This window comes from Cytobacillus citreus (genome assembly GCF_018343665.1).
Lineage (GTDB): Bacteria > Bacillota > Bacilli > Bacillales > Cytobacillaceae > Cytobacillus > Cytobacillus citreus.
On sequence record NZ_JAGYPM010000007.1, the window covers coordinates 109611 to 130951 of the forward strand.

18 protein-coding genes and 1 pseudogene are annotated in these 21341 nt (G+C 36.6%); 1 reads left to right on the forward strand and 18 read right to left on the reverse strand.

The window, feature by feature from the left end; all coding sequences use genetic code 11:
* Window positions 1–170: 170 nt before the first annotated feature.
* The 11 genes and pseudogenes from KHA94_RS22945 to KHA94_RS22995 all read right to left on the reverse strand — a co-directional run bounded on the left by KHA94_RS22945 (window position 171) and on the right by KHA94_RS22995 (window position 11715).
* Window positions 171–1451 carry a TRAP transporter large permease gene (locus KHA94_RS22945; protein WP_213104419.1) on the reverse strand — a complete coding sequence of 427 codons (1281 nt, stop codon included), beginning with the start codon at window positions 1449–1451 and terminating at the stop codon, window positions 171–173.
* Window positions 1448–1954 (reverse strand): TRAP transporter small permease, encoded by a 507-nt coding sequence (locus KHA94_RS22950; RefSeq protein WP_213104420.1) that lies wholly within the window; start codon window positions 1952–1954, stop codon window positions 1448–1450. The genes KHA94_RS22945 and KHA94_RS22950 overlap by 4 nt, the downstream gene beginning before the upstream one ends.
* A gap of 111 nt (window positions 1955–2065) precedes the next feature.
* Window positions 2066–3121, reverse strand: a complete 1056-nt coding sequence (locus KHA94_RS22955) for a TRAP transporter substrate-binding protein (RefSeq protein ID WP_213104421.1) — start codon at window positions 3119–3121, stop codon at window positions 2066–2068.
* Window positions 3122–3140: 19 nt separating this feature from the next.
* Window positions 3141–4031: a hydroxymethylglutaryl-CoA lyase gene (locus KHA94_RS22960; RefSeq protein ID WP_213104422.1), complete on the reverse strand. Its 891-nt coding sequence runs from the start codon at window positions 4029–4031 to the stop codon at window positions 3141–3143.
* Entirely contained in the window at window positions 4032–5234 is a 1203-nt protein-coding gene (locus KHA94_RS22965) for a CaiB/BaiF CoA transferase family protein (protein ID WP_213104423.1), read from the reverse strand.
* Between the two features lie 84 nt (window positions 5235–5318).
* Entirely contained in the window at window positions 5319–5966 is a 648-nt protein-coding gene (locus KHA94_RS22970) for a GntR family transcriptional regulator (protein ID WP_213104424.1), read from the reverse strand.
* A 240-nt stretch (window positions 5967–6206) separates the two neighbouring features.
* On the reverse strand, window positions 6207–6902 hold the full coding sequence (pssA, locus tag KHA94_RS22975; protein WP_213104473.1) for a CDP-diacylglycerol--serine O-phosphatidyltransferase: 696 nt from the start codon (window positions 6900–6902) through the stop codon (window positions 6207–6209).
* A 579-nt stretch (window positions 6903–7481) separates the two neighbouring features.
* A complete protein-coding gene (locus tag KHA94_RS22980) occupies window positions 7482–9050 on the reverse strand; it encodes a fatty acid--CoA ligase (RefSeq protein ID WP_213104425.1) in 1569 nt (522 codons plus the stop codon).
* A 47-nt stretch (window positions 9051–9097) separates the two neighbouring features.
* On the reverse strand, window positions 9098–10249 hold the full coding sequence (locus KHA94_RS22985; protein WP_213104426.1) for a thiolase family protein: 1152 nt from the start codon (window positions 10247–10249) through the stop codon (window positions 9098–9100).
* Window positions 10250–10263: 14 nt separating this feature from the next.
* Window positions 10264–10653, reverse strand: a pseudogene (locus tag KHA94_RS22990) (acyl-CoA dehydrogenase family protein); the annotation flags it as partial.
* A gap of 294 nt (window positions 10654–10947) precedes the next feature.
* Entirely contained in the window at window positions 10948–11715 is a 768-nt protein-coding gene (locus KHA94_RS22995; protein WP_213104427.1) for a 3-hydroxyacyl-CoA dehydrogenase, read from the reverse strand.
* Window positions 11716–11890: 175 nt separating this feature from the next.
* On the opposite strand from KHA94_RS22995, the gene KHA94_RS23000 reads away from it, so the two are divergent.
* A complete protein-coding gene (locus KHA94_RS23000) occupies window positions 11891–12169 on the forward strand; it encodes an excalibur calcium-binding domain-containing protein (protein ID WP_213104428.1) in 279 nt (92 codons plus the stop codon).
* A gap of 91 nt (window positions 12170–12260) precedes the next feature.
* On the opposite strand, the gene KHA94_RS23005 is transcribed toward KHA94_RS23000, so the two are convergent.
* The 7 genes from KHA94_RS23005 to KHA94_RS23040 form a co-directional block, all read right to left on the reverse strand.
* Window positions 12261–12782 carry an RNA polymerase sigma factor gene (locus KHA94_RS23005; protein WP_338030864.1) on the reverse strand — a complete coding sequence of 174 codons (522 nt, stop codon included), beginning with the start codon at window positions 12780–12782 and terminating at the stop codon, window positions 12261–12263.
* 25 nt (window positions 12783–12807) lie between these two features.
* A complete protein-coding gene (locus KHA94_RS23010; protein ID WP_249365699.1) occupies window positions 12808–14754 on the reverse strand; it encodes a DUF6449 domain-containing protein in 1947 nt (648 codons plus the stop codon).
* Complete coding sequence (locus tag KHA94_RS23015) at window positions 14729–15628, reverse strand: ABC transporter ATP-binding protein (RefSeq protein ID WP_213104431.1); 900 nt, start codon at window positions 15626–15628, stop codon at window positions 14729–14731. Before KHA94_RS23015 ends, KHA94_RS23010 begins: the two co-directional genes overlap by 26 nt.
* Complete coding sequence (locus KHA94_RS23020) at window positions 15615–16010, reverse strand: GntR family transcriptional regulator (protein WP_213104432.1); 396 nt, start codon at window positions 16008–16010, stop codon at window positions 15615–15617. Before KHA94_RS23020 ends, KHA94_RS23015 begins: the two co-directional genes overlap by 14 nt.
* Before the next feature lie 168 nt (window positions 16011–16178).
* Window positions 16179–18242: a formate dehydrogenase subunit alpha gene (gene fdhF, locus KHA94_RS23025; protein WP_249365700.1), complete on the reverse strand. Its 2064-nt coding sequence runs from the start codon at window positions 18240–18242 to the stop codon at window positions 16179–16181.
* Between the two features lie 263 nt (window positions 18243–18505).
* Complete coding sequence (locus KHA94_RS23035) at window positions 18506–20314, reverse strand: L-lactate permease (RefSeq protein ID WP_213104435.1); 1809 nt, start codon at window positions 20312–20314, stop codon at window positions 18506–18508.
* A gap of 231 nt (window positions 20315–20545) precedes the next feature.
* Window positions 20546–21316 carry an IclR family transcriptional regulator gene (locus KHA94_RS23040; protein WP_213104436.1) on the reverse strand — a complete coding sequence of 257 codons (771 nt, stop codon included), beginning with the start codon at window positions 21314–21316 and terminating at the stop codon, window positions 20546–20548.
* Window positions 21317–21341: the final 25 nt, after the last annotated feature.

Here is a 21341-nt window from a genome sequence, read left to right on the forward strand (position 1 = left end):
AATGTATCCAGAAACATATGAAAGATTAAAGGAGATGTTTGAAAAATAATTTGAACACAAGTCATTTACTCAATCACTAAATAAGAAAGAATGAGAAGCATAATCCCCTCATTCTTTCTTTTTTTATCCCTTTTGCAAATAAAAACAGCCTTTGATCAATTAACTTACCATTATTTCACTTTACTTGTATCTATCAAATACGTTGCAATTTCCGGGAAAAATGCTAGAACAATGATAAATAATATCATGATAATCGCATATGGATAAACACCTTTTACAATTTCCGAAATCGAGGTTGTTCGATCGACTCCTTTTAGTACGAATAAATTTAATCCGACTGGAGGTGTAATAAGTGCTAATTCCATATTGATTACCAAAATAATAGCAAACCATATTGGATCAAAGCCAAGAGCTGTGATAATTGGATACAGAATTGGTACTGTTATTACAATAATTGATACCGTTTCTAAGAAACATCCTAATATGAGTAAAACGATGTTAATTAAAATAAAGATAATCCATGGTGAGACATCCCAAGAGGTAGTAAATTCTGTAATCGATTGTGGAATTCTAAGGACTGTTAAAATAAATCCAAGCAGCATCGCACCAACGATTATGAAAAGGATCATAGCATTCGTTTGTACAGTCGAAAATAATATTTCCTTCATATTTTTAATCGTTAAATTTCGGTAGGCAAGTCCACCAATTAATAAACTTATAACTACACCAACTGCAGCAGCCTCTGTCGGAGTAAATATTCCAGTATAAATACCGCCGATTATAATAATTGGTAAAATCAGACCCCATATTGCCTTCTTTGAAGCTTCAAATCTTTCAGGCCAAGTTGCTGGTTTATCTTTGATATGTCGTGTTTGCCATGAAGCAAATATAGTAAATAATAATGTTAGTAATATACCAGGAACGATCCCCGCAATAAAAAGCTTTCCTACAGATTCCCCTGTTATATTTCCATAAAGAATCATCGGTACACTTGGAGGAATTAAAATTCCTAAAGTACCACCCGCTGCAAGAAGACCGAGAACATATTTCTTTGTATAACCGCGCTTCTCCATTTCAGGAAGAGCAACTGAACCTACCGTTACTGCGGTTGCGACACTCGAGCCAGAGATGGCTGAAAATATTGTACAGCAGAAAATGGTAGCAATTGCGAGTCCCCCAGGTAAATGTCTGAACCATCTGCTAGCCATTTCATATAAGTCTTTTCCAACACCACAGACTAATAAAACCTGACTCATCAATACGTACAATGGTAAGGCAGTCAGTTCAAAGGAATCTAATGCTTTATATGAGATAATAGGAATCTGCATGAAGGCAAATGTACCACCATTAAAAAAGTACATTCCTCCGATCGCCAAAAGTCCAAGAGTAAACGCAACTGGTAAACCAATTAATAGGAGAGTTCCCATTCCACCAAGAAAAAATAGATTCATGCCTGAGACTCTCCTTTCTTGTTAAAACAATCTACTATCTGTAATACAAAAGCGAAACAAAGTAAAATCCCACCGATTGGAAGCAGCATTTCAGGCAAATACATAGGAACCCTTAACAAAGATGAAGACGTAACACCTAATGTGTAAGTACCCTGGACATGATGAATTCCGTACCATGTGAAAATGACACTGAAAAGCAATCCTAGAAAATTTGATAATATCGCCAAAATAGTTTTCACTTTGTCTGATACTATATTTATAACTAAATCTACTGTAATATGGGAAAATGTTCTTAACGCATAACCACTCCCGATAAAACAGCTCCCAATAAGTGAATAAATTGATAATTCTGTAGCAAATACAGTTGGAGAATTAAAAAATGCACGGGAAAGCACCTCATAAAAGATCATTCCTGTGATCAGTACAATAAAAATTCCAGAAATGAATCCTCCTAAATGAATCAGCCTGTCTATGTTTTTATAAAGCATTTTAAAAAAACTCATTATTGCCTCCAACTTAAGACATCACACCATATTGAATTTAAACTTCAACCTTAGGGGAGCGAATCCCCCTACAGTTGATGTTCGTTTTTAAATCTTCATCCATTTTTTTCATCAATTACCTGTTTCCACAAGATCAAGTAGTTCTTTTCCGAGATCACCTGATTGTTCTAGGAAAATATCATAAACAGGTTTTGCAGCATCTTTCCATACTTGAAGCTCTGATTCAGGGACGACATAAACTTCCATGCCTTTTTCTTCTAATTCTTTTGCTGTTTTTGCATCTTCTGCTTTTGCCTGTTCACGAATCCATTGTTCTGTTTCTGAGGCAGTTTCCTCTATTAGCTTTTGAGTTTTTTCCGGAAGATTATCCCAGTATTTTTTATTGACAGCTAATATAAATTCTAAGTATGAATAATTATTAATAGTTAAATATTTTACAACTTCATCGTATTTTCTTTGCACCATGGCAGTTGTTCCAGATGTAGCACCATCAACTGTATTACGCTGTAATGCCATGTATACTTCTCCGCCACCCATAAATACTGGTGATCCACCGTAAGCTTTAATTAATTCTGAAGGGATATCACCAATACTTCTAATTTTTAGTCCTTCGAAATCCTCTGGCTTTTTTAGCGGTCTAACATTATTAACAAACTGTGCATAACCATAGTCTGCAAACAATAAAACTTTTGCACCTTTTTCTTCCATTGCTTCTTTAAGCTTGTTTCCCATTTCTCCAGAAAGTGCTTTACCGGCTGCTTCATAGTTAGGAAAAATATAAGGAACATCAAAAATTCCCATTGCAGGAACTGTAGAAGCCCATAAAGTTGAAGAGTTCACACCCATTTCAACTCCGCCTGTTAAAATAGATTGGTTCATTTCCTTATCACTTAAAAGCTGTCCAGCTGGATAAACTTGGACATTTACATTACCGCCAGATTTTTCAGTCACTTTCTTTGCGAATTCTTCAATACCAACTGCAATATGGTGATCCTGTGGCAGATTATATGCTAATCTGATTGTTGCTTTTTCATATCCATCTTCACCATTTTCTGCTCCGCTTTCCCCTGAAGATGATGCAGGTTCTTTTGACGCTTGTCCTCCACAAGCTGCTAAGATTCCCATTACAAGAAACAAAGCTAAAATACTTGCTGTTAATTTCTTCATCCTAATCCCAACCCTTATATTATTTTATTCTTACTACTTGGCGTATTCTTCCAAGCGGGGCATTACTAGATAAACTTGCTGCATAGTCAGCTGCATCCAATAAACGTTCAAAATTTATACCCGTATCTATCGACATTCTATTAAACATATAAACTAAATCCTCTGTAGCGAGATTCCCTGCTGCTCCAGGTGCAAAAGGGCAGCCGCCAATACCACTAGCTGACGTTTCGAAAATTCTAACGCCTGCATTGAATGCTGCGTATGCGTTTGTAAGACCAAGACCTCTCGTATCGTGAAGATGAATAGCAACAGGTGTCTTCCCAGTTACTTCTAATACACGGGAAAGCAATTGATATGTTTGCTCTGGATCAGCGATACCAATCGTATCTGCAATACCAATCCGATCAGCACCTGCTTCTACTGCTCGCTCTACTAATTTTAGGACTACATCCGGATTCACTTTACCTTCATATGGACAGCCAAAGCTAACTGCGATTGAAAAGCACATTTTTATTTTGGTCTGATCCGTTTTATCTTTTAATTTAGTAAACTCTTTAAAATTATCTTCAATGCTTATCCCAATATTGCGCTGATTGAATGTTTCGGTCGCAGCAGTTACCCAATTCACTTCGTTAATTGGGAATTTGGTTGCACGCTCAAAGCCTTTTACATTCGGAATAAGGGCAGTGATTTCAGTATCATTTAATACAGAACATGATTTAATCACTTCTTCAGCATCTGCCATTTGAGGAACCTTCTTAGGATGAACAAATGAGCTTGCTTCGATATGATTAATACCAGCTTCAGCTAATAAATAGATCAATTTAATCTTTTTAACGGTTGGTATAAATACCGCATCATTTTGCAAACCATCGCGAGGACTAACTTCGATAATGGAAATCTCCCCCATTTATATAACCCCCGACTGCTTTAATTTCGCAATTTCATTAGCATCCATATTAATTAAATCTTTAAAAATTTCTTCGTTATGCTCACCTAGCGTAGGGCCGATCCATTTCAGATTACCAGGAGTTTCTGATAATTTAGGCACTACGCCAGGTGCTAGTACTGTTTCGCCAGTCGGAAGCTCGATTGGTTCCAGCATTTTTCTAGACTTATATTGTTCATCTTTAACAATATCCTTAATACTATAAATCGGGCCTACTGGTACTGAAGCATCATCTAGTAATTTTTGAACTTCTTTAAGAGGACGTTGTTTAGTCCATTCTTCAATTGTTTTGTCAATGAACTCAACATTGTCAGCACGCCCTTGATTGTTTGCTAACTTAGGATCATTTGCTAAATCTTCTCTCCCCATCGTTTTCATTAAACGCTGAAAAATGCTATCTCCATTAGCCCCAATGACTAAATACCTACCGTCAGCGCATTCATAAGTATTCGATGGTGCTATTCCAGGTAAAGTACTGCCAGTTCTTTCACGGATTAATCCTGTTAAATCGTATTCCGGAAGGATTCCTTCTAGTAAACTAAAGACAGCCTCATATAGCGCAACATCAATTAGCTGACCTTTCTTCTCAGGATCATTGTCACGTGCTCTTACCGCCATAATTGTTCCGATAACAGCATAAAGTCCTGCTACTAAATCTCCTATTGCAATTCCTACTCTTACGGGTGGTCTATCAGGATAACCAGTTAAAAATCTTAAACCTCCAAACGCTTCAGCGACACTTCCGAAACCAGGCTTGTGGCTATAAGGTCCCGTTTGGCCATAACCAGATATTCTTGTCATTATCAGACTTGGGTTAATTTCACTTAAATGTTCGTAGCCAATCCCCCATTTCTCCAACGTACCTGGGCGAAAATTTTCTAGAACAACATCTACTTCACCAGCAAGCTTTTTAACTATTTCCTGCCCTTGTTGATCCCGTAAATTAATGGTAATTGATTTTTTATTTCTTGCTTGGACATACCACCAAACTGAATTATCTCCATGCATGATTCTCCAATTTCTGAGTGGGTCTCCTTTTTTTGGCTCTTCCACTTTTATAACTTCTGCGCCAAATTCTGCGAATATTTTACCTGCAAAAGGCGCGGCAACTAAATTGCCTAACTCTAATACTCTTATACCTTCAAGAGGCATTTTTTTTGCCAATTTGATCTTCTCCCTCCTAGCTGCTACTTTTCCGTTTTACATAATTGGGCATAAATCTGAGGGAATACTTGCATTTACCCCCGTTTATCCTAAGTAAAGCTGATAATCTGCTTCAAGATGCTTCCTCATATTTTGTTTGGCTTTTTCCTTGTTTTGTTCTTTAATCGCAAGAAAAATATTGTAATGGTCCCTAAGGGCCGTCTCCTTTCTCATAGGATTAATTTCTAAAATGGAGCTTCTATAAAAACTTATAACTCCCCTCAACTCAGTAATCATTTTAATTAAGAAAGGATTTTCGCTCGATTCCACAATAATTTGGTGAAATCTTTGATTTAATTCGTGAATTTTTTTCATATTGTTTTCTTTTACCTCAACTGTTGAAATATTTAATATGTATTCCATCTCTTCTATATGTTTTTCAGTCCTTCTTTCGGCAGCATACATGGCAGCTAGTGGCTCAAGCTCGATTCTACATTCGAATAAGAATTGATAATCTTTCATTGTTGGATTATATACAGTGACTCCACCTTGAACCTGTTCAACAACTAGTCCATCCTTCTCTAACCTCCGAATAGCCTCACGAACCGGACTGCGGCTGACCCCTAGTTCTTCAGCAATTTTCTCTTCTATCAATCTCTGACCTGGTTCAATACCACCTGAAACAATTTGATCTCGTAAATATTCATAAACCTGATCTAATAAAGTATCTCTTCTAATAATTTTCTTTGTCATATATTCCTCTTTTCGTCGACGGTATACAGTATGCATAACATATTTATTAGAATAATACGAATTATTTTATTAGTCAATAATTTAATTTTCTGTAAATTATTTTTACAAATAATTTTGTGGAAATAGATCATAGAAATTTTTATCAAAATAAAATAAGAGCGAGACAAAAATGTCTCACTCTCTACGATTCAGTTCATTATTAATTACTGTTTAAAATGATTTTTTCTGTTAATTAATAGGTTATTCATGTTTTTTATTCTTGCCTTTTACAAATCGATAAGCTAAATAAGCAATATAAAGCGGAGCAGCAATATAAATTAAATATGGAAACTGACCATGTGTACCTGTTTCGTAAATAATATAAAGCAGACAGCCGAGAAAGATTGTTACGATTGTACCGTACTTTGGTAAAGGAATTTCTTTTAGGCTTGGGATTCTAATTTTGCTTACCATTAAAAAACACATTCCTGTAAAAACAACTGTTGTGATTATTTGAGGTATTTTATCTCCAAATAAAGTAAGAATGGCTAAAATTCCACCAGCCGCGGTTATAGGTACACCAACAAAATAGTTCATCGAGGATTTAGTTGAACTAATGTTAAACCTTGCCAAACGGAATGCCCCGAATAATGGGAATAACCCTGCGATGAAAAATCCTATCATCCCAAATTGATAAAAATATGTATAAAAAATTAAAAATGATGGAGCCACTCCAAAAGTAACGATATCTGCTAAAGAATCCAGTTCTTTCCCTAATTGACTGTCAGCATTTAACATTCTAGCAAGTCTACCGTCCATACTGTCCAGCATCATACCTATTAAAATTAATATAGCTGCATTGTTAAACTGGCCATTTGCCGCAAATCCAATTGATAAAAAACCACAATATAAATTTCCAAGTGTAAGCATGTTTGGGATTGCTTTTTTTATTCGCACTGGCATTTTTTCTCTCCTAATTAATTTTCTTAATCATATCTAATTATGTTATTTTCACCCAATATCAATTTACTATTAGAAAAACTTGGCGAATGCCAAGTCCTTTTTGGCATATGCCTTAGTTTTTCTTATGCGATCTTTTTAGCAGATTTTTAATTGAACACACATTTTACTTTAGTACGTTAATAAACTTAAACCTTCATTTTAGCTTAGAAAAACTTGGCGAATGCCAAGTCCTTTTTGGCGTATGCCTTAGTTTTCTTATGCGATCTTACATCAATAATTTCATTATAACCACTCATTCACTTTAGTACGTTAAAAAAACTTTAACTTTCTTACTAGCCAATAAAGATTATAACACTTTTTTCTTTACTTGATTAAACAATACATAAATTATTAAAAAAGCATCGGAATATCCGATACTTTCTAGATTAAATTGATTCCTTTTTGTATGATTACTCTTACAGCAGTCATGTTAAAATTTCATTTTTATGTTCGTCTTATAATGGAGCACCTATTAAGACTCGGATAAATTGAAAATGAATGATTCTTACACCCTGTAATAAATCGGTGCCTATACTATTGTTGTTCATTTAAAAATAATTCCTCAAGTTGCTTTCTAAGCATGAACTTCTGAATTTTTCCGCTCGCATTTCTAGGCAGAACATCGCAAAAAATATATTTTCGCGGTCTCTTGTAATTAGCCAGCTCCATACTATTTTTACAGCAATCGTCGAGATCCTTCTCCGAAAGACTTGGATCTTTTTTCACCACGAATGCCGTTACTGTCTCGCCCCAGCGATCGTCTGGCTGACCAATGACTGCTACATCCAATACACCACTAAGTGTGTATAGAACATCTTCAACTTCTCGTGGGTAAATATTCTCTCCCCCGCTAATAATCATGTCATCTACCCGATCTTTCACCCATAAATAACCTTCATCATCAAGGTAGCCAATGTCTCCAGAATGATACCAGCCACTATATAAGGCGTTCTCGGTAGTTTCTTTTCTATTATAATATCCGCCCATCATGCATGGACCTTTTACAATTATTTCTCCTGACTCACCAATCGGGACAGTATCATTTGGATCTGAAGGACCATCCTCACTTGGCCGAACAATTCTAATTTCATGATTAAGGCAAGCTTGACCGGCCGATCCAGCTTTCCTAATCTGATCATCTTCAGTCAGAAATGAAATAGCTGGACCCATTTCCGTCATACCATAAGCCTGCACGAGTTGAATTCCTAATTTTTCTCTACATGCCTTGACGAGAGTTGGCGCCATTGGAGCAGCTCCATAAAGTCCTAGCTTTAAGCTTTCTAGCTGATATTCCTCAAGATCTTCTTGCAGAAGCATATTCCACATTGTCGGTGCGGCAAAGAACTTTGTAATTTTCTCATCATTAATTAATTGAAGCACTTCTTTAGGGTCAAAATGATGGAGGATTGTACTTTTTGCACCGACATGTACACGCGGTAAAAACGCACAGTGTAATTCAGCACAATGAAACATCGGTGCGATAACGAGCCCATTATCATTTTTATCTAGTTTTGTCGCACTAATACAAATTAAGCTGTGCTCAACCATTTCGCGGTGACGGTGAACGACTCCTTTTGGCCTGCCGGTTGTGCCGCTCGTATACATAATGGCATAGACATCATTTTCATGTATTTCTGTCATTATTTCAGTACTTGGAGCAGCAGATACTTTCTCTTTATAACTTACAGCATATGAAGAAACATCACCATCTATCGCCCAGAAGGATGTTTGCGGAAAACGTTTAGTAATTGGACTAATACCTGATTCAAGCATTTTTTCATAAATGACAATTTTTGGTTGTGCATCTGAAAGAATATACGCGACTTCTTCAGACATCAATCGGAAATTAATCGGATTAAATATGGCTCCCATTTTTGCACAGGCAAAAAATACAGTTGCTAATTCCTCAGTGTTGAATAAATAGGTGGATACGATATCTCCTTTTTTAACACCTTCTTGCAAAAATGCATTGGCTAGCTTATTCACTTCAAGACTCCATTCTTTAAACGTGAACCTTAAATTCTTTTTCACATCATATAAAGCTTCCTTGTTAGGAAATTTAGCTACTGTTAAGTCAAATATTTTTCCGATTGTTATTGTCATCCAGTTTTCCTCCTTCAATATTATTTATTATGGAAATTCTAAATAGATTAATCTAAGCGCTCAATAATGGTTGCATTTGCCATCCCGTGACCCTCACACATCGTTTGAAGCCCATATCTTCCACCTGTCCGTTCTAGCTCATGCATCATCGTTACCATCAGCCTTGCACCACTGGCACCAAGGGGATGGCCAAGTGCGATTGCTCCTCCATTTGGATTTAGCTTGGCAGGATCAGCTCCTGTTTCCTTTAGCCAAGCTAGCGGTACTGGCGCAAAAGCCTCATTCACTTCGAAGATATCAATATCCTCAATCGATAATCCAGCCTTCTTAAGTACCTTTTCAGTTGCTGGAATTGGTCCGGTGAGCATGAGTGTTGGATCTGAGCCGACAACCGTTCTTGCTATTATGCGAAACCTTGGCTTTAGCCCAAGCTCTTTGGCTTTATCATGGGACATTATTAATATGGCTGCTGCACCATCACTGATTTGACTAGAATTTCCTGCATGAATCACTCCGTCTTCTTTAAAAACCGTTTTTAATCCCGCAAGAGCTTCTACTGTGGATCCTATTCTCGGTCCCGAATCTTCAGAGACGGTAATTTTTTCACCATCCGGCAACGTAAATTCAATAAGAGCAATTTCCTTTGAAAAATACCCTTCAGCCTGTGCCTTCAAAGCTTTTTCATGGCTTTCAAATGAATATTGATCTAATTCCTTGCGGGTAAAGCCGTATTTTTCAGCTATTCTTTCTGCGGATAAGCCTTGATGAATAATTTCATGCTGGCTCATTAATTTCTCACTAAATGGAACCCCTTGATAACTTGATCCGATTGGTACCCGTGACATATTTTCCACACCACCAGCAATGACGACATCCATATCTCCTGAAAGGATTGCTTGAGCGGCAAAATGGACTGCCTGCTGGCTTGATCCGCATTGCCTGTCAATCGTCGTTCCTGGAACTTCAATTGGAAATCCTGCTATTAAGGCAGCAACTCTAGCAATATCTCCACTCTGTTCCCCAATTTGAGATACACAACCGAGAATCACATCATCTACAATAACTGGATCGATACCCACCCGATTTACTATAACCCTCAAAATATAAGCTGCAAGATCATCTGCCCGATAATCCTTTAATAATCCATTTCTTCGTCCTACCGGTGTACGTACCCCTTCAATAATGACAGCCTCACGCATGATCTTTCTCCTCTCTATAGTCCTAAGTTTTTAGCAATAATGCTTTTCATGATTTCATTTGTACCTGCATAAATACTTGCAACAGGGATATCGCGATACCTTCTTGCAATCTCGTATTCTTCCATATATCCATACCCTCCATGAAGCTGAAGGGATTCTGCGACAATTCGCTTCGCTTGATCCGTTAGCTTCCATTTCGCCATCGATACTTTGGTAACGATATCCCTTCCTTTCGTATGCTCCATTATCAATTGATCGAGAAAGGCTCTTCCCATTTCAATATCTGTTGCCATTTCGGCTATTTTGAATTGACTGTTTTGAAATTGACTAATCGTTTTTCCAAATGCCTGCCTGCTTTTAACATATTCCACTGTCATTTTCAGCATTTCCTCCGCTGCAATTCTCAAGCTCTTCATTAATCACTACAGAAAATCCCCAATCCACTACGCTACCGCCATATTTCTCATCAATATCAGGACATAGAAAATTTACGCAGTGATTTGCGAAATATATCATGCTCTTCATTTAAATATGGTGCGATCATTGGCTTCCCCTTTCAATAGATAAATTGGTTAAAAAAATATTTCTAAAACATCTATTAATTATATACAGAACATTCAGAATTCATTTTTTAGACACAATCTGATTGCAAGAAATGATTTGCTTAAACAATTAAAAACTTTCATTTTTAATATTTTTTATTTTGGCTGCATTCGAATTGCACCATCTAGACGAATCGTTTCACCATTCAGCATTGGATTTTGAATGATGCTTTCTACTAGGATGGCATACTCTTCTGGATTCCCAAGTCTTTGCGGAAATGGAGTCATTTTTCCCAGTGAAATTCTTGCTTCTTCTGGCAAGGAATCAAACATTGGTGTATGAAATAAACCTGGTGCAATCGTCATTACCCGAATCCCATACATTGCTAGCTCCCTTGCCAATGGTAAAGTCATACTAACAACTCCGCCTTTTGATGCACTATAGGCTGCCTGGCCAATTTGTCCTTCAAAGGCAGCTACGGAGGCTGTATTGATAATGACTCCTCTTTCTCCATTCTCATTCGGTACATTCTTGACCATGACTTCTGAAGCTAATCTAATAACATTGAAGGTTCCAATTAAATTGATCGATATCACCTTTGAAAACTTTTCTAGCTCATGCACTCCTTTGCGACCAAGAAGCTTAGCAGCAATTCCAATACCTGCACAATTAACGACCGTATTGATTTCCTCAAACTGTTCAATTCCATATTGAATAGCAGACCTTATCTCAGCTTCATTTGTTACATCCGCTTTCATGAAAAACACTCTTTCACCTAACTCCTCCTGAAGCCTATGTGCACGTTCTATACATAAATCTAAAATTAAGGCTATTCCTCCATTTTTTACAATATTTCTTACTGTTGCTTCTCCAAGTCCTGAAGCACCACCTGTAACAATCGCCCGACAATCCTGTTTAATCATTTAAGTGCCTCCCCCTTTTTCACTTGTTTCAAATTATTTCAATTCCCTTAACATATTCTCCTGCTTAAACTGAAAAGAATAAGGCTAAAAAACGAAAAGTTTATTTCTTATTGAATATTCCGACTATATAAAGTATGATGTATTGGTAAAAATATAATATAACGGGAGAATATTTATGAAAAAAATAGGTACAATTTCCCTTTCAGCTTTATTAGCTATTGGTTTTTCTTACAGTGCCAATACAAGTACTGTTGATGCAAAATCTTCAACAATGGCAAAAAAATATCAAAATTGTAAAGAGCTGAATAAAGATTATGCAGGAGGAGTCGCAAGAACAGCTTCAGCTAAAAATAAAGGGGGAAAAACAAAGTATAAGCCACATATTTCAAAAGAACTGTATGATGCAAATCAAACAAAAGACCGTGATGGTGACTTCATCGCTTGTGAAAGATAATAAAATCATTAAAACTTAAACTTTCTGGCTTATTAGCTGACAAAGGGTTCAATTGGAATATCATAATTCCGATTGAACCCTTTTAATCCTTCTATGCCAAGTCCTTTTCCAATAGCATTTCCTTCAAATACTTACGGACTCGGTATAATTTAGTTTTAACGGTATTTTGATTTAATTCTAGCAATTCTGCGATCTCTCTTTCCTTCAAACCATGTCTAATTTTTAGCATGAAAACCTTTTTTTGATCAGTGGAGAGGGAGTTGATACAATCGTTGATTTTTTCATTTAGGAGATTTATCTCCACTTCCTCCTCTACATTCTGATTCATTCTTACCTGGGCATTGTCTAAATCCGTATAAGCTTCAAGATTTTCATTCGTTTTCCTTTCCTTTCGGATAAAGTCAATCGCTGTTCTTGTTGCAATTGCAGAAAGCCAGGCACCGATTTTCTCTTTTTCTTGGATTGTGTCAATTTTAAGATAAGCCTTAATTAGTGTCTCCTGTACAACATCCTGAGCTAAATAATAATCTCTAGTAATACCGTAAGCTACATGGAAAAGGCGCTTATTATAAAGATCACAAATTTCCTTCATATCAACTGAAGTATTTTCCACTCCCATCCTCCTCCCTCTCTATTTCTTATTGAAAATATTGTTTTACGAAATCTGGTATATTCTTATCGGTAAAGCTTTTTATTTCTATCGTACCTTCCTCTTTATAGTAAAACCCGACCACATATGATCCATCGATATAGCTGTTAGCATTTTGCAAGATCGTTTCAATCTTATTTTTATCCGTTATTTTCAATGTGTTTGAATGACTTTCCATTTCATCGAATACCTCTTCATACGAGTATCCTCCAGCAAAATTGAGCTCAAGATCATCCTTCCGAGCAACATAGATTTTTGAAATATCTGAAGCATTTACTCTAGCATTCTCCAACAATCCTTTTTCGCTGAGCCATTGTTCGAGCTGCTTATATGAAACTCGCCATTCCATTGATATGTTTTTGTCATTCCTTTGCATAATTTCAATAATGGAATTAGGACCATTAAAATCCTGAGTTTCTTCATATGTAGCACGATTTATTTCTTCTTTTAGAATAGAGAGCATTTCCTTCAAATCTTCTGGATCAACAATGACTGCTTTTTTGCTAATCGGTTCAACTGGGCGAATGGTTATTTTTTCGATCTGATCGACATTAACATTGAAAATCTCATTCGTCGTTCTCTTATATTCATCTGATTCATGAATAAGCTTATAAAAATGAGCATATTCCTTTTTATCGATCTGATAACTTCTTACAAGCGTCTTACCATTTTTCAATTCATAGGCAAAAAAGGCATTATCTCTATTCATTTTATTATCGGTTTTATTCGAAACTATCTCCTTATGGAGTCTTCTAACTAAATCAATATTTTCCGGTTCCTTAAGAGAATAAGGCGATTTCTTGTCGCTAAAAAAATAGTAATTATCACTAAGGTGAACACTTTCAATTTCACTCGTATAAGGGACATTTTTTTCATATTGTGTAAAGTCAAACTGAAATAAAATCACTAGGATTACCATTACACCAGCGTATCTAATGAGCCCTTTTATATGAATTACGATTCTCCAAGATTTTTGCAGCACCATTTCCGCGACAAAATAACCAAGAATAGCTCCGAATAAATAGCCTGCAATTAGCCAAAAGGTGCCTCCTTCCATTTTTCCAAAGTACATGCCACCTAGCAGCATCGTACAAAAGGTTGCTCCATATTTAAAAACAGGCTTTAGAAGTGGAAAAATAAGCGCTTGTGAAACGGCCTCTTGCTTTCTTCTTTTATACACCCATAAGGAAATTCCATAGAAAGTAAAAATAAGTATAATATAAATGATGATTTCAACTGTCCCTAAAGGGCTATGATCTAAATAAGTAAGTGCGACAAGTGGTGAAATCGATTCAATCTTGTTTGCCAAGAAATATTGATCAGGAAATCCGTAAAGATAAAATGGCAAATTAAATCCTAATAAAACTAAGAGACCAATCGGAAGCAAAAGAATAATATACGTTAAAGCACCTTGAACAGCAGAAAGCCCCGTGATCATCGCTATAAATACCCCTGCCATATATATAAGCAAATTGAACATAATCGTAATGCCAAACCATTTAAAAATTTCAGATATCGTAAAAAAATCTGCTAAATTCAAAGGTAAATATAGGGCAAATATGATGATCGCATTGATAATATTAGGCAGGATTAAAAAAACACAACCCGCTAACGTATACTGATGAAAAATACTCTCTCTTTTTATAGGAAGACTGTGCATAAAATCGCTATATGATCTTACTTGTAAAAATCGAAATAAAAATACTGCTAACAGAACAGGAATGGCAATATTTAATGCTACCTGTATTTCAGAATTAAATTGGAATAAACTTTCTTCATACACATATTTCCTATGTTCTTCTGAGGAAGATGTCATTAATATTTCTAAAGGGACTGCAATAAATTGACCAAGAAAAAATATGATAGAGACCCAGCCGACACTTCTTGTTAGTGTCTTCCAAATTTCTCTATTACCCAAGGATATTTTGGACTGCATAGCCAACATCCCCCATTTCATAAATAAAAATTTCATCTAATGTAAGAGGAAGGATATCGAATATGACAGGATTATATTTTTTTACATCAGCAATAATTTCTTCTTCTTTTCCATTCAAAATGAATAGAAGGATACTTCCCCTTTTTTCCTTATGCAGAACTTTAATATTTTCAAAGATTCCTTGAGGGATAGGACCATTAAATGCAAGTTGAATTTTATGTGTATCTGATTTAAGATCGTCCAGTTCTTTTTCAATGATCGTTCGGCCTTTATGCATAATACAGACGAAATCACATATGTCCTCAACTTCTCTTAAATTATGGGAAGATATTAAAACTGTCATTTCACGGTCAGCTACATCCTCAATTAACAGGCTTTTTACTTTTTTTCGCATTACTGGATCAAGCCCATCCATCGGTTCATCAAGGATTAGCACATCAGGTTTAGTTGATAACCCTAGAATAAAAGCAGCCTGTCTTTGTATACCCTTCGAAAATTTATGTATTTTCTTTTGAACATTCATTTCAAATACCCTCACCAACTCTTCATACCGCTTTTGATCCCAGTTCGGATAAATATTTTCATAGAACTGCGCCATTTGCTTAACAGTATATTGAGGCAGGAAAAAAGGTATATCCTGAATAAAAAATAACTTATTCTTTATTTCTGGATTCTCATACACTTGTTGGTCCTCGATGGTAATTAATCCTTCGTCTTGAACGTAAATTCCAGTTATTAGCTTTAAAAGTGTTGTTTTTCCTGCACCATTCGAACCAAGCAGTCCATATATAGAACCTTTATTTACGTTAATGCTTACATTTTCAACCGCTTCTAGCTCATCAAATGACTTCCGAACATTACTAATTTTGATCATTTTCCATCCCACCTCCAACTGAAGCTTCAAGATCTTTGATGATTTTAAATAATTCATCTACTGTCATTCCTAAGTACATAGCTTCTGAAAGCAGCTTAATTAGTTCATTTTTCACCTTTAATAGTTTTTCAGTATCTGGCTTAGGACTGGCAGGGCTGACAAAACTTCCTTTTCCTTTAATGGAATAAATATATCCTTGTATCTCCAGCTCCCGATAAGCCTTTTGAATCGTATTGGGATTAATTGTCAGCTGTTGGGCCAGCGTTCTTACTGAAGGTAGCTGTTCATCTGACTTTAATACCTCTGTTATTATCAGCTCTTTAAGCCGTTCAACCAATTGCTCATATATCGGTTTTCGACTTCTGATATCCAGTTCAAACATACCAACCCTCCAATCTGTATACAGTGTACTACGACTCATAGTACAGTTAATACAGTTTGATTATATTACATAAATTTAGAAATGGGAATAGGGTATGTAAAATAATTTTAAGTGGCGGATATATTGAAAAAAGGAAAAGCGGCAGCCGCTTTTCCTTTTTCTATATTGCTATTGAAGTGCTCTTATTTTAACCGCGCATGCTTTAAATTCTGCAGTACCGGAAATTGGATCGAATTCATTAATGGTTAACACATTTGTTGGAACCTCACTAAAATGGAAGCTCATAAATACAAGGCCAGGAGCAACCTGATCAGTCACTTTCGCTTTAACTGTTACAGCACCCCTTCTCGAACTTACTTCAACTAAATCACCTGATTCAATACCTAATCGAGTCGCATCCTCAGGATGTATATCAGCCGTTTCCTCTGTCTGTTTTATCTTCACACCACTTGCATAGAACTTTGTTTGTGTATGTGTATTATAAGATTCATAGCGTCTTCCGGTTGTAAGTGTGAATGGATACTCTTCATCCGGGAGCTCGATTGGCTCGGTGTACATTACAGGTACAAATGGTGATTGTCTAGTGCTTGTTTCATCTTCATCATGATATCGCTGATGAAGTATAAAGGTTCCCGGATGGGATTCGTCTGGGCAAGGATAATGTAGACTATATTCTTTCTCTAGTCTTGAATAAGGCATCCCTCCATACATTTCCCAAGCTAACGAACGTAGTTCATCCCAAATTTCTTCACTGCTATTATAGTGCATATTGTAACCAAGCCTCGTTGAAATGTCGCAAAGAATTTCCCAATCATCTTTTGTATTTGGATGTGCTTCTACTGCCTTACGAACTCGCTGAATTCGCCGGTCCGTATTTGTATAAGTCCCTTCAACCTCACCCCAGGATCTTGCAGGCAGCACAACATCTGCTAGTTTAGCAGTTTCTGTTAGAAAAATATCCTGAACAATTAAAAGATCTAATTTCTCGAGTAATTGCCTTGTATGATGCATATGGACATCAGCGACAAGCGGATTTTCACCAATACAATAAAGTGCTTTCACAGAACCGTTTTCCATATTTTCAAATGCTCTCGTTTGCGTATCACCAGATTCAGGATTAATTTTTACATTCCATGCCTTTTCAAAACGGCCACGGTATTCGTCATTCGTCAGGCTAACTGCACCAGGAAGCTGATTTGGCAAGCATCCCATATCGCCAGCACCTTGTACATTATTTTGACCGCGTAATGGCATGATTCCGCTTCCTTCTTTTCCAATATGTCCAGTTAAAAGTGCCAGATTAGCAATATCGAATACATTGTTTACACCACAATGGTGTTCTGTAATACCTAAAGTATAAGCAATCATTGCTTTATCTGCTTTTGCATATTCCCGGGCTGTGTCAATTATATCTTGAGCAGCTACCCCAGTAATTTTCGCAGCAAATTCTGGAGTATACATTTTCACTTGCTCTTTTAATGTATCAAAATCTACAGTGAATTTATTAATAAAACTAGGTTTATATAATTCCTCTTCAATAATGACATGGATCATGGCATTCATTAAAGCAATATCCGAGCCGACATTTATTTGTAAATGTCGATGAGAGCTCTTTACCATATCAATCTTTCTAGGGTCTATTACAATAATTTTCAATCCAGATTTTACAGCTTTTTTCATGCGGTTTGCTATAATTGGGTGGGCTTCGGTTGTATTAGAGCCCATTAATAACAGCACTTCAGCCTTATCAAAATCTTCTAAAGTATTTGTAGGAAATCCACTTCCAAACACAGTTGCCAGACCGGCAACACTCGGAGCATGTCAGGTTCGATTACAGCCATCGATATTATTACTCCCAATGACCGTTCTCATAAATTTCTGAGTCACATAATTAACTTCATTCGTACTTCTAGCGGTGGCAAACATAGTAATGGCGTCAGGACCAAACTGAGACTTAATGTCTTTAAGCTTTTCAACAATAAATTGATATGCCTCATTCCAGGTTGTTTCCACAAGCTTACCAGCTTTACGGATTAGTGGTGATGTTAATCGGCTATTCGCATGGACATATTCATAGGCAAAAGATCCTTTTACACAAGTCTGACCTTTATTAACTGGAGCATCTTTGTCGCCGCGAATCTTTACAATTTTATTTTGGTCAACCTCTAGAATAAGTCCACAGCCTGTTCCGCAATATCCACAAACTGTTTTAACCTTTGCATTCTCTTCCATTTTCTAGCCTCCTATTTATATCGTCCAATCATTTCTAAACAGAAATTAGAGAGCTTATTACAATCTTGGTTTCCAAAAAGATGCAAAGGAAACGGTTACACATTTGAATTTTCTAAATATATCCTTATTATACTATATATATTATTGGCAGTTAATACGCAGAGTAAGAATATTATGAGAAATAACTGCCCAAATGTTTCTAAGGAAACCGCAAAAGAAAAACTGAGCATTCGCCAAAAGGACTTGACGACCACACAGTTTTTCTAATACTGATTAAATGATTTTAACCTTTTATATCTTTTGAGGATTTTTGACTGAGAAGTAAATTCACCTCGTCTATTATTCGTAGCGATAATATAAACTGCGGAAACTGCGATGGCAACTGCAATGAATGAGCCAATATTGAGGATACCTTTTTGAGAATACCAAACAATTGAATACCCGACAGAACCTGCTAATAAGGCATAGTAAGTAAATGGGAATAATGTTTTTCGTATAACAACTCCTTCTTTGCCATAAAGGCCTACAACAGCAGATGCTGCGACAACATTATGAACACAAATCATATTCCCTGCTGCACCGCCCACTGCCTGAAGAGCAACAATCCAAGTTGCATCAACTCCAATTTGTGAACCGACATCGTATTGGAATAGAGCGAACATCATATTACTAACTGTATTACTGCCAGCGATGAAAGCACCAAGTCCTCCGATGAAGGTAGAGAAAATAGGCCAGAATTCCCCTACGAGAGCTGCAATTCCATTCGCTAATTCAATCGGCATTCTTTCATACCCTGCAGCCCCACCCCCAGAATTAAGGAAGACTTGAACCATTGGAACAGTAAAAATTAAAGCTGTTGACGCAGCCACTGTTGTTTTTGCCGATTGTGACCATGCTCTTTTGTAAGCGCTTCCTCCCATGCCGTGTATAAAAAATGCAAGAGCCGATACAAGAATAAAGATCGTACCAGGAGAATATAAGATTTCAAAGCTAGCCGTTATCCCTGAGCCAAAAATATTCTCAATTTTTAACACGACTGATTTTAACCAAGCCATTATAGGCAAGGTTTTTAATCTAGTTAGTACTAAAAATATACCCACTAAAATATATGGCAACCATGCCCGAATCATACTCATGCTTCCATTTTTATGTGGAATAATATTTATTTCTAGCTTACCAGTCCATTCAGGATCCCATTTTGATTTCTCATCAAAATCCCAAGCTTCCTCTTTCGGGGGCATAAGAAAGCCTTTTTTTGCAGCAAAAACAACAATTGCAAGACCAACTAATCCTCCTATCATAGATGGAAATTCAGGTCCAAGTGTATTTGCCACAATCAAATACGGTACTGTCATAGCAAAAGAAGCGAATAAGGCAAATTTCCAAACTTTAATTCCTTCCGTAAATGATTTATTTTTCCCAAAAAATCTTGTCATTAAGGCGACTACAAATAGAGGTACAAGTGTACCCGCAATCATATGCAATAATGCCACCTTGCTTCCTATCACCGGAAGTAGAGCTGCCACATTCTCTGCAATGGTTTCATCTGCTGATAAACCAGTGCCTACACCTACCAAAATGGGTGTTCCAACTGCCCCAAATGAAACCGGTGTACTTTGAATAACCATTCCAGCTACCACTGCTGCCATCGCTGGAAAGCCTAGTCCTACCAAAAGCGGAACTGCCACTGCTGCTGGTGTACCAAAACCTGATGCACCTTCAATAAAGGAACCAAACAACCACGCAACAATAATCACTTGGATTCTACGATCTTTGGAAATATCGGTAAAACCTTGACGAATAGCACTCAAACCGCCGCTTTCCTGTAATGTATTTAATAGAAGAATTGCACCGAAAATTATGTATAAAAGTGTAAATGCTACGACTAAACCATTAATCGATGCAGCGGCGACATTTGCCCCTGGTACCTTCCATACAAATATAGCTAATCCGACCGCTATTAAATAAGAAATCGGCATCGCTTTACTCGCTGGCCATCGTAATCCAACTAGAAAAATTCCAACTGCTATGATCGGCAAAAGCGATAATAAAGAAAGCATCCCCGTACTCATGACACATTTTCCCCTTTCAGTTTCATAATGACAGACTTAAAATTCCTATTGTTGCTTATGAAGAAACAACGTTTTCCACAATGTTTCGCCTACGTACTATTATACAATCATTTGTTTGAATATCAATAATATTCTGAAAATTTATAATATTACAAAGGATCATTTTGATCAAAAAAAATGCCTAATTTACCTATACATTTTATGAGGTAAATCAAGCATATTAAATTAACCCTATATTATTACATGCCCGAGCCTTGCCGAAATATCGCGTCCAATGTTAATCATTCTTGGATGCAGCTTTTCTAATCGATCGGCCGTCATTCTTATCGTCGGTCCCGAAATACTGACAGCTGCGACCACCTTTCCTAAATGATCAAATATTGGAACAGCAATGCATGTTATACCATACTCATTTTCTTCTAAATCCAAAGCATAGCCATTTTTTCGTACATGATTTAACTCTTGAATAAACATTTCTTTATCTGTAATCGTTTTGTCGGTATGAACAGGCAATCCCTTCCGTTCAAGAATTTCTGTCACTACAATTGTAGGTAGATGTGCAAGGATTGCTTTACCAACGGATGTGCAATGCATTGGGGCTCTCTTTCCTACCTTAGAATGCATTCTGAGCGTTTCACTGCCATCTAATTTTTCTATATAGACGACTTCTCCTTGGTCATATACGACCAGATGAATGACTTCATTCGTTTCATTTTCAAGCTCTTTCAAAAACGGCTTTGCTTCTTCCCTTAAATCAATAAATTCCAGCAGTCTTGAGCTTACTTCTAGAAATTTATATCCGAGCTTATAGCGCCCCGTTTCTTTATCCTGCTCAACATATCCATATTGGACAAGTGTTGAAAGTATTCGATAAACAGAGCTTTTATTAATATCAATTTGATTAGCGATCTCTGTAACACCAAGTCCTCCCTTTTTCATGCTTACTAGCATAATAATATCGAGAGCCCTGCCTACAGATTTGACCATATTCTCTCTATCCACATTTTTCTCTCCCAAGGTGAAATCT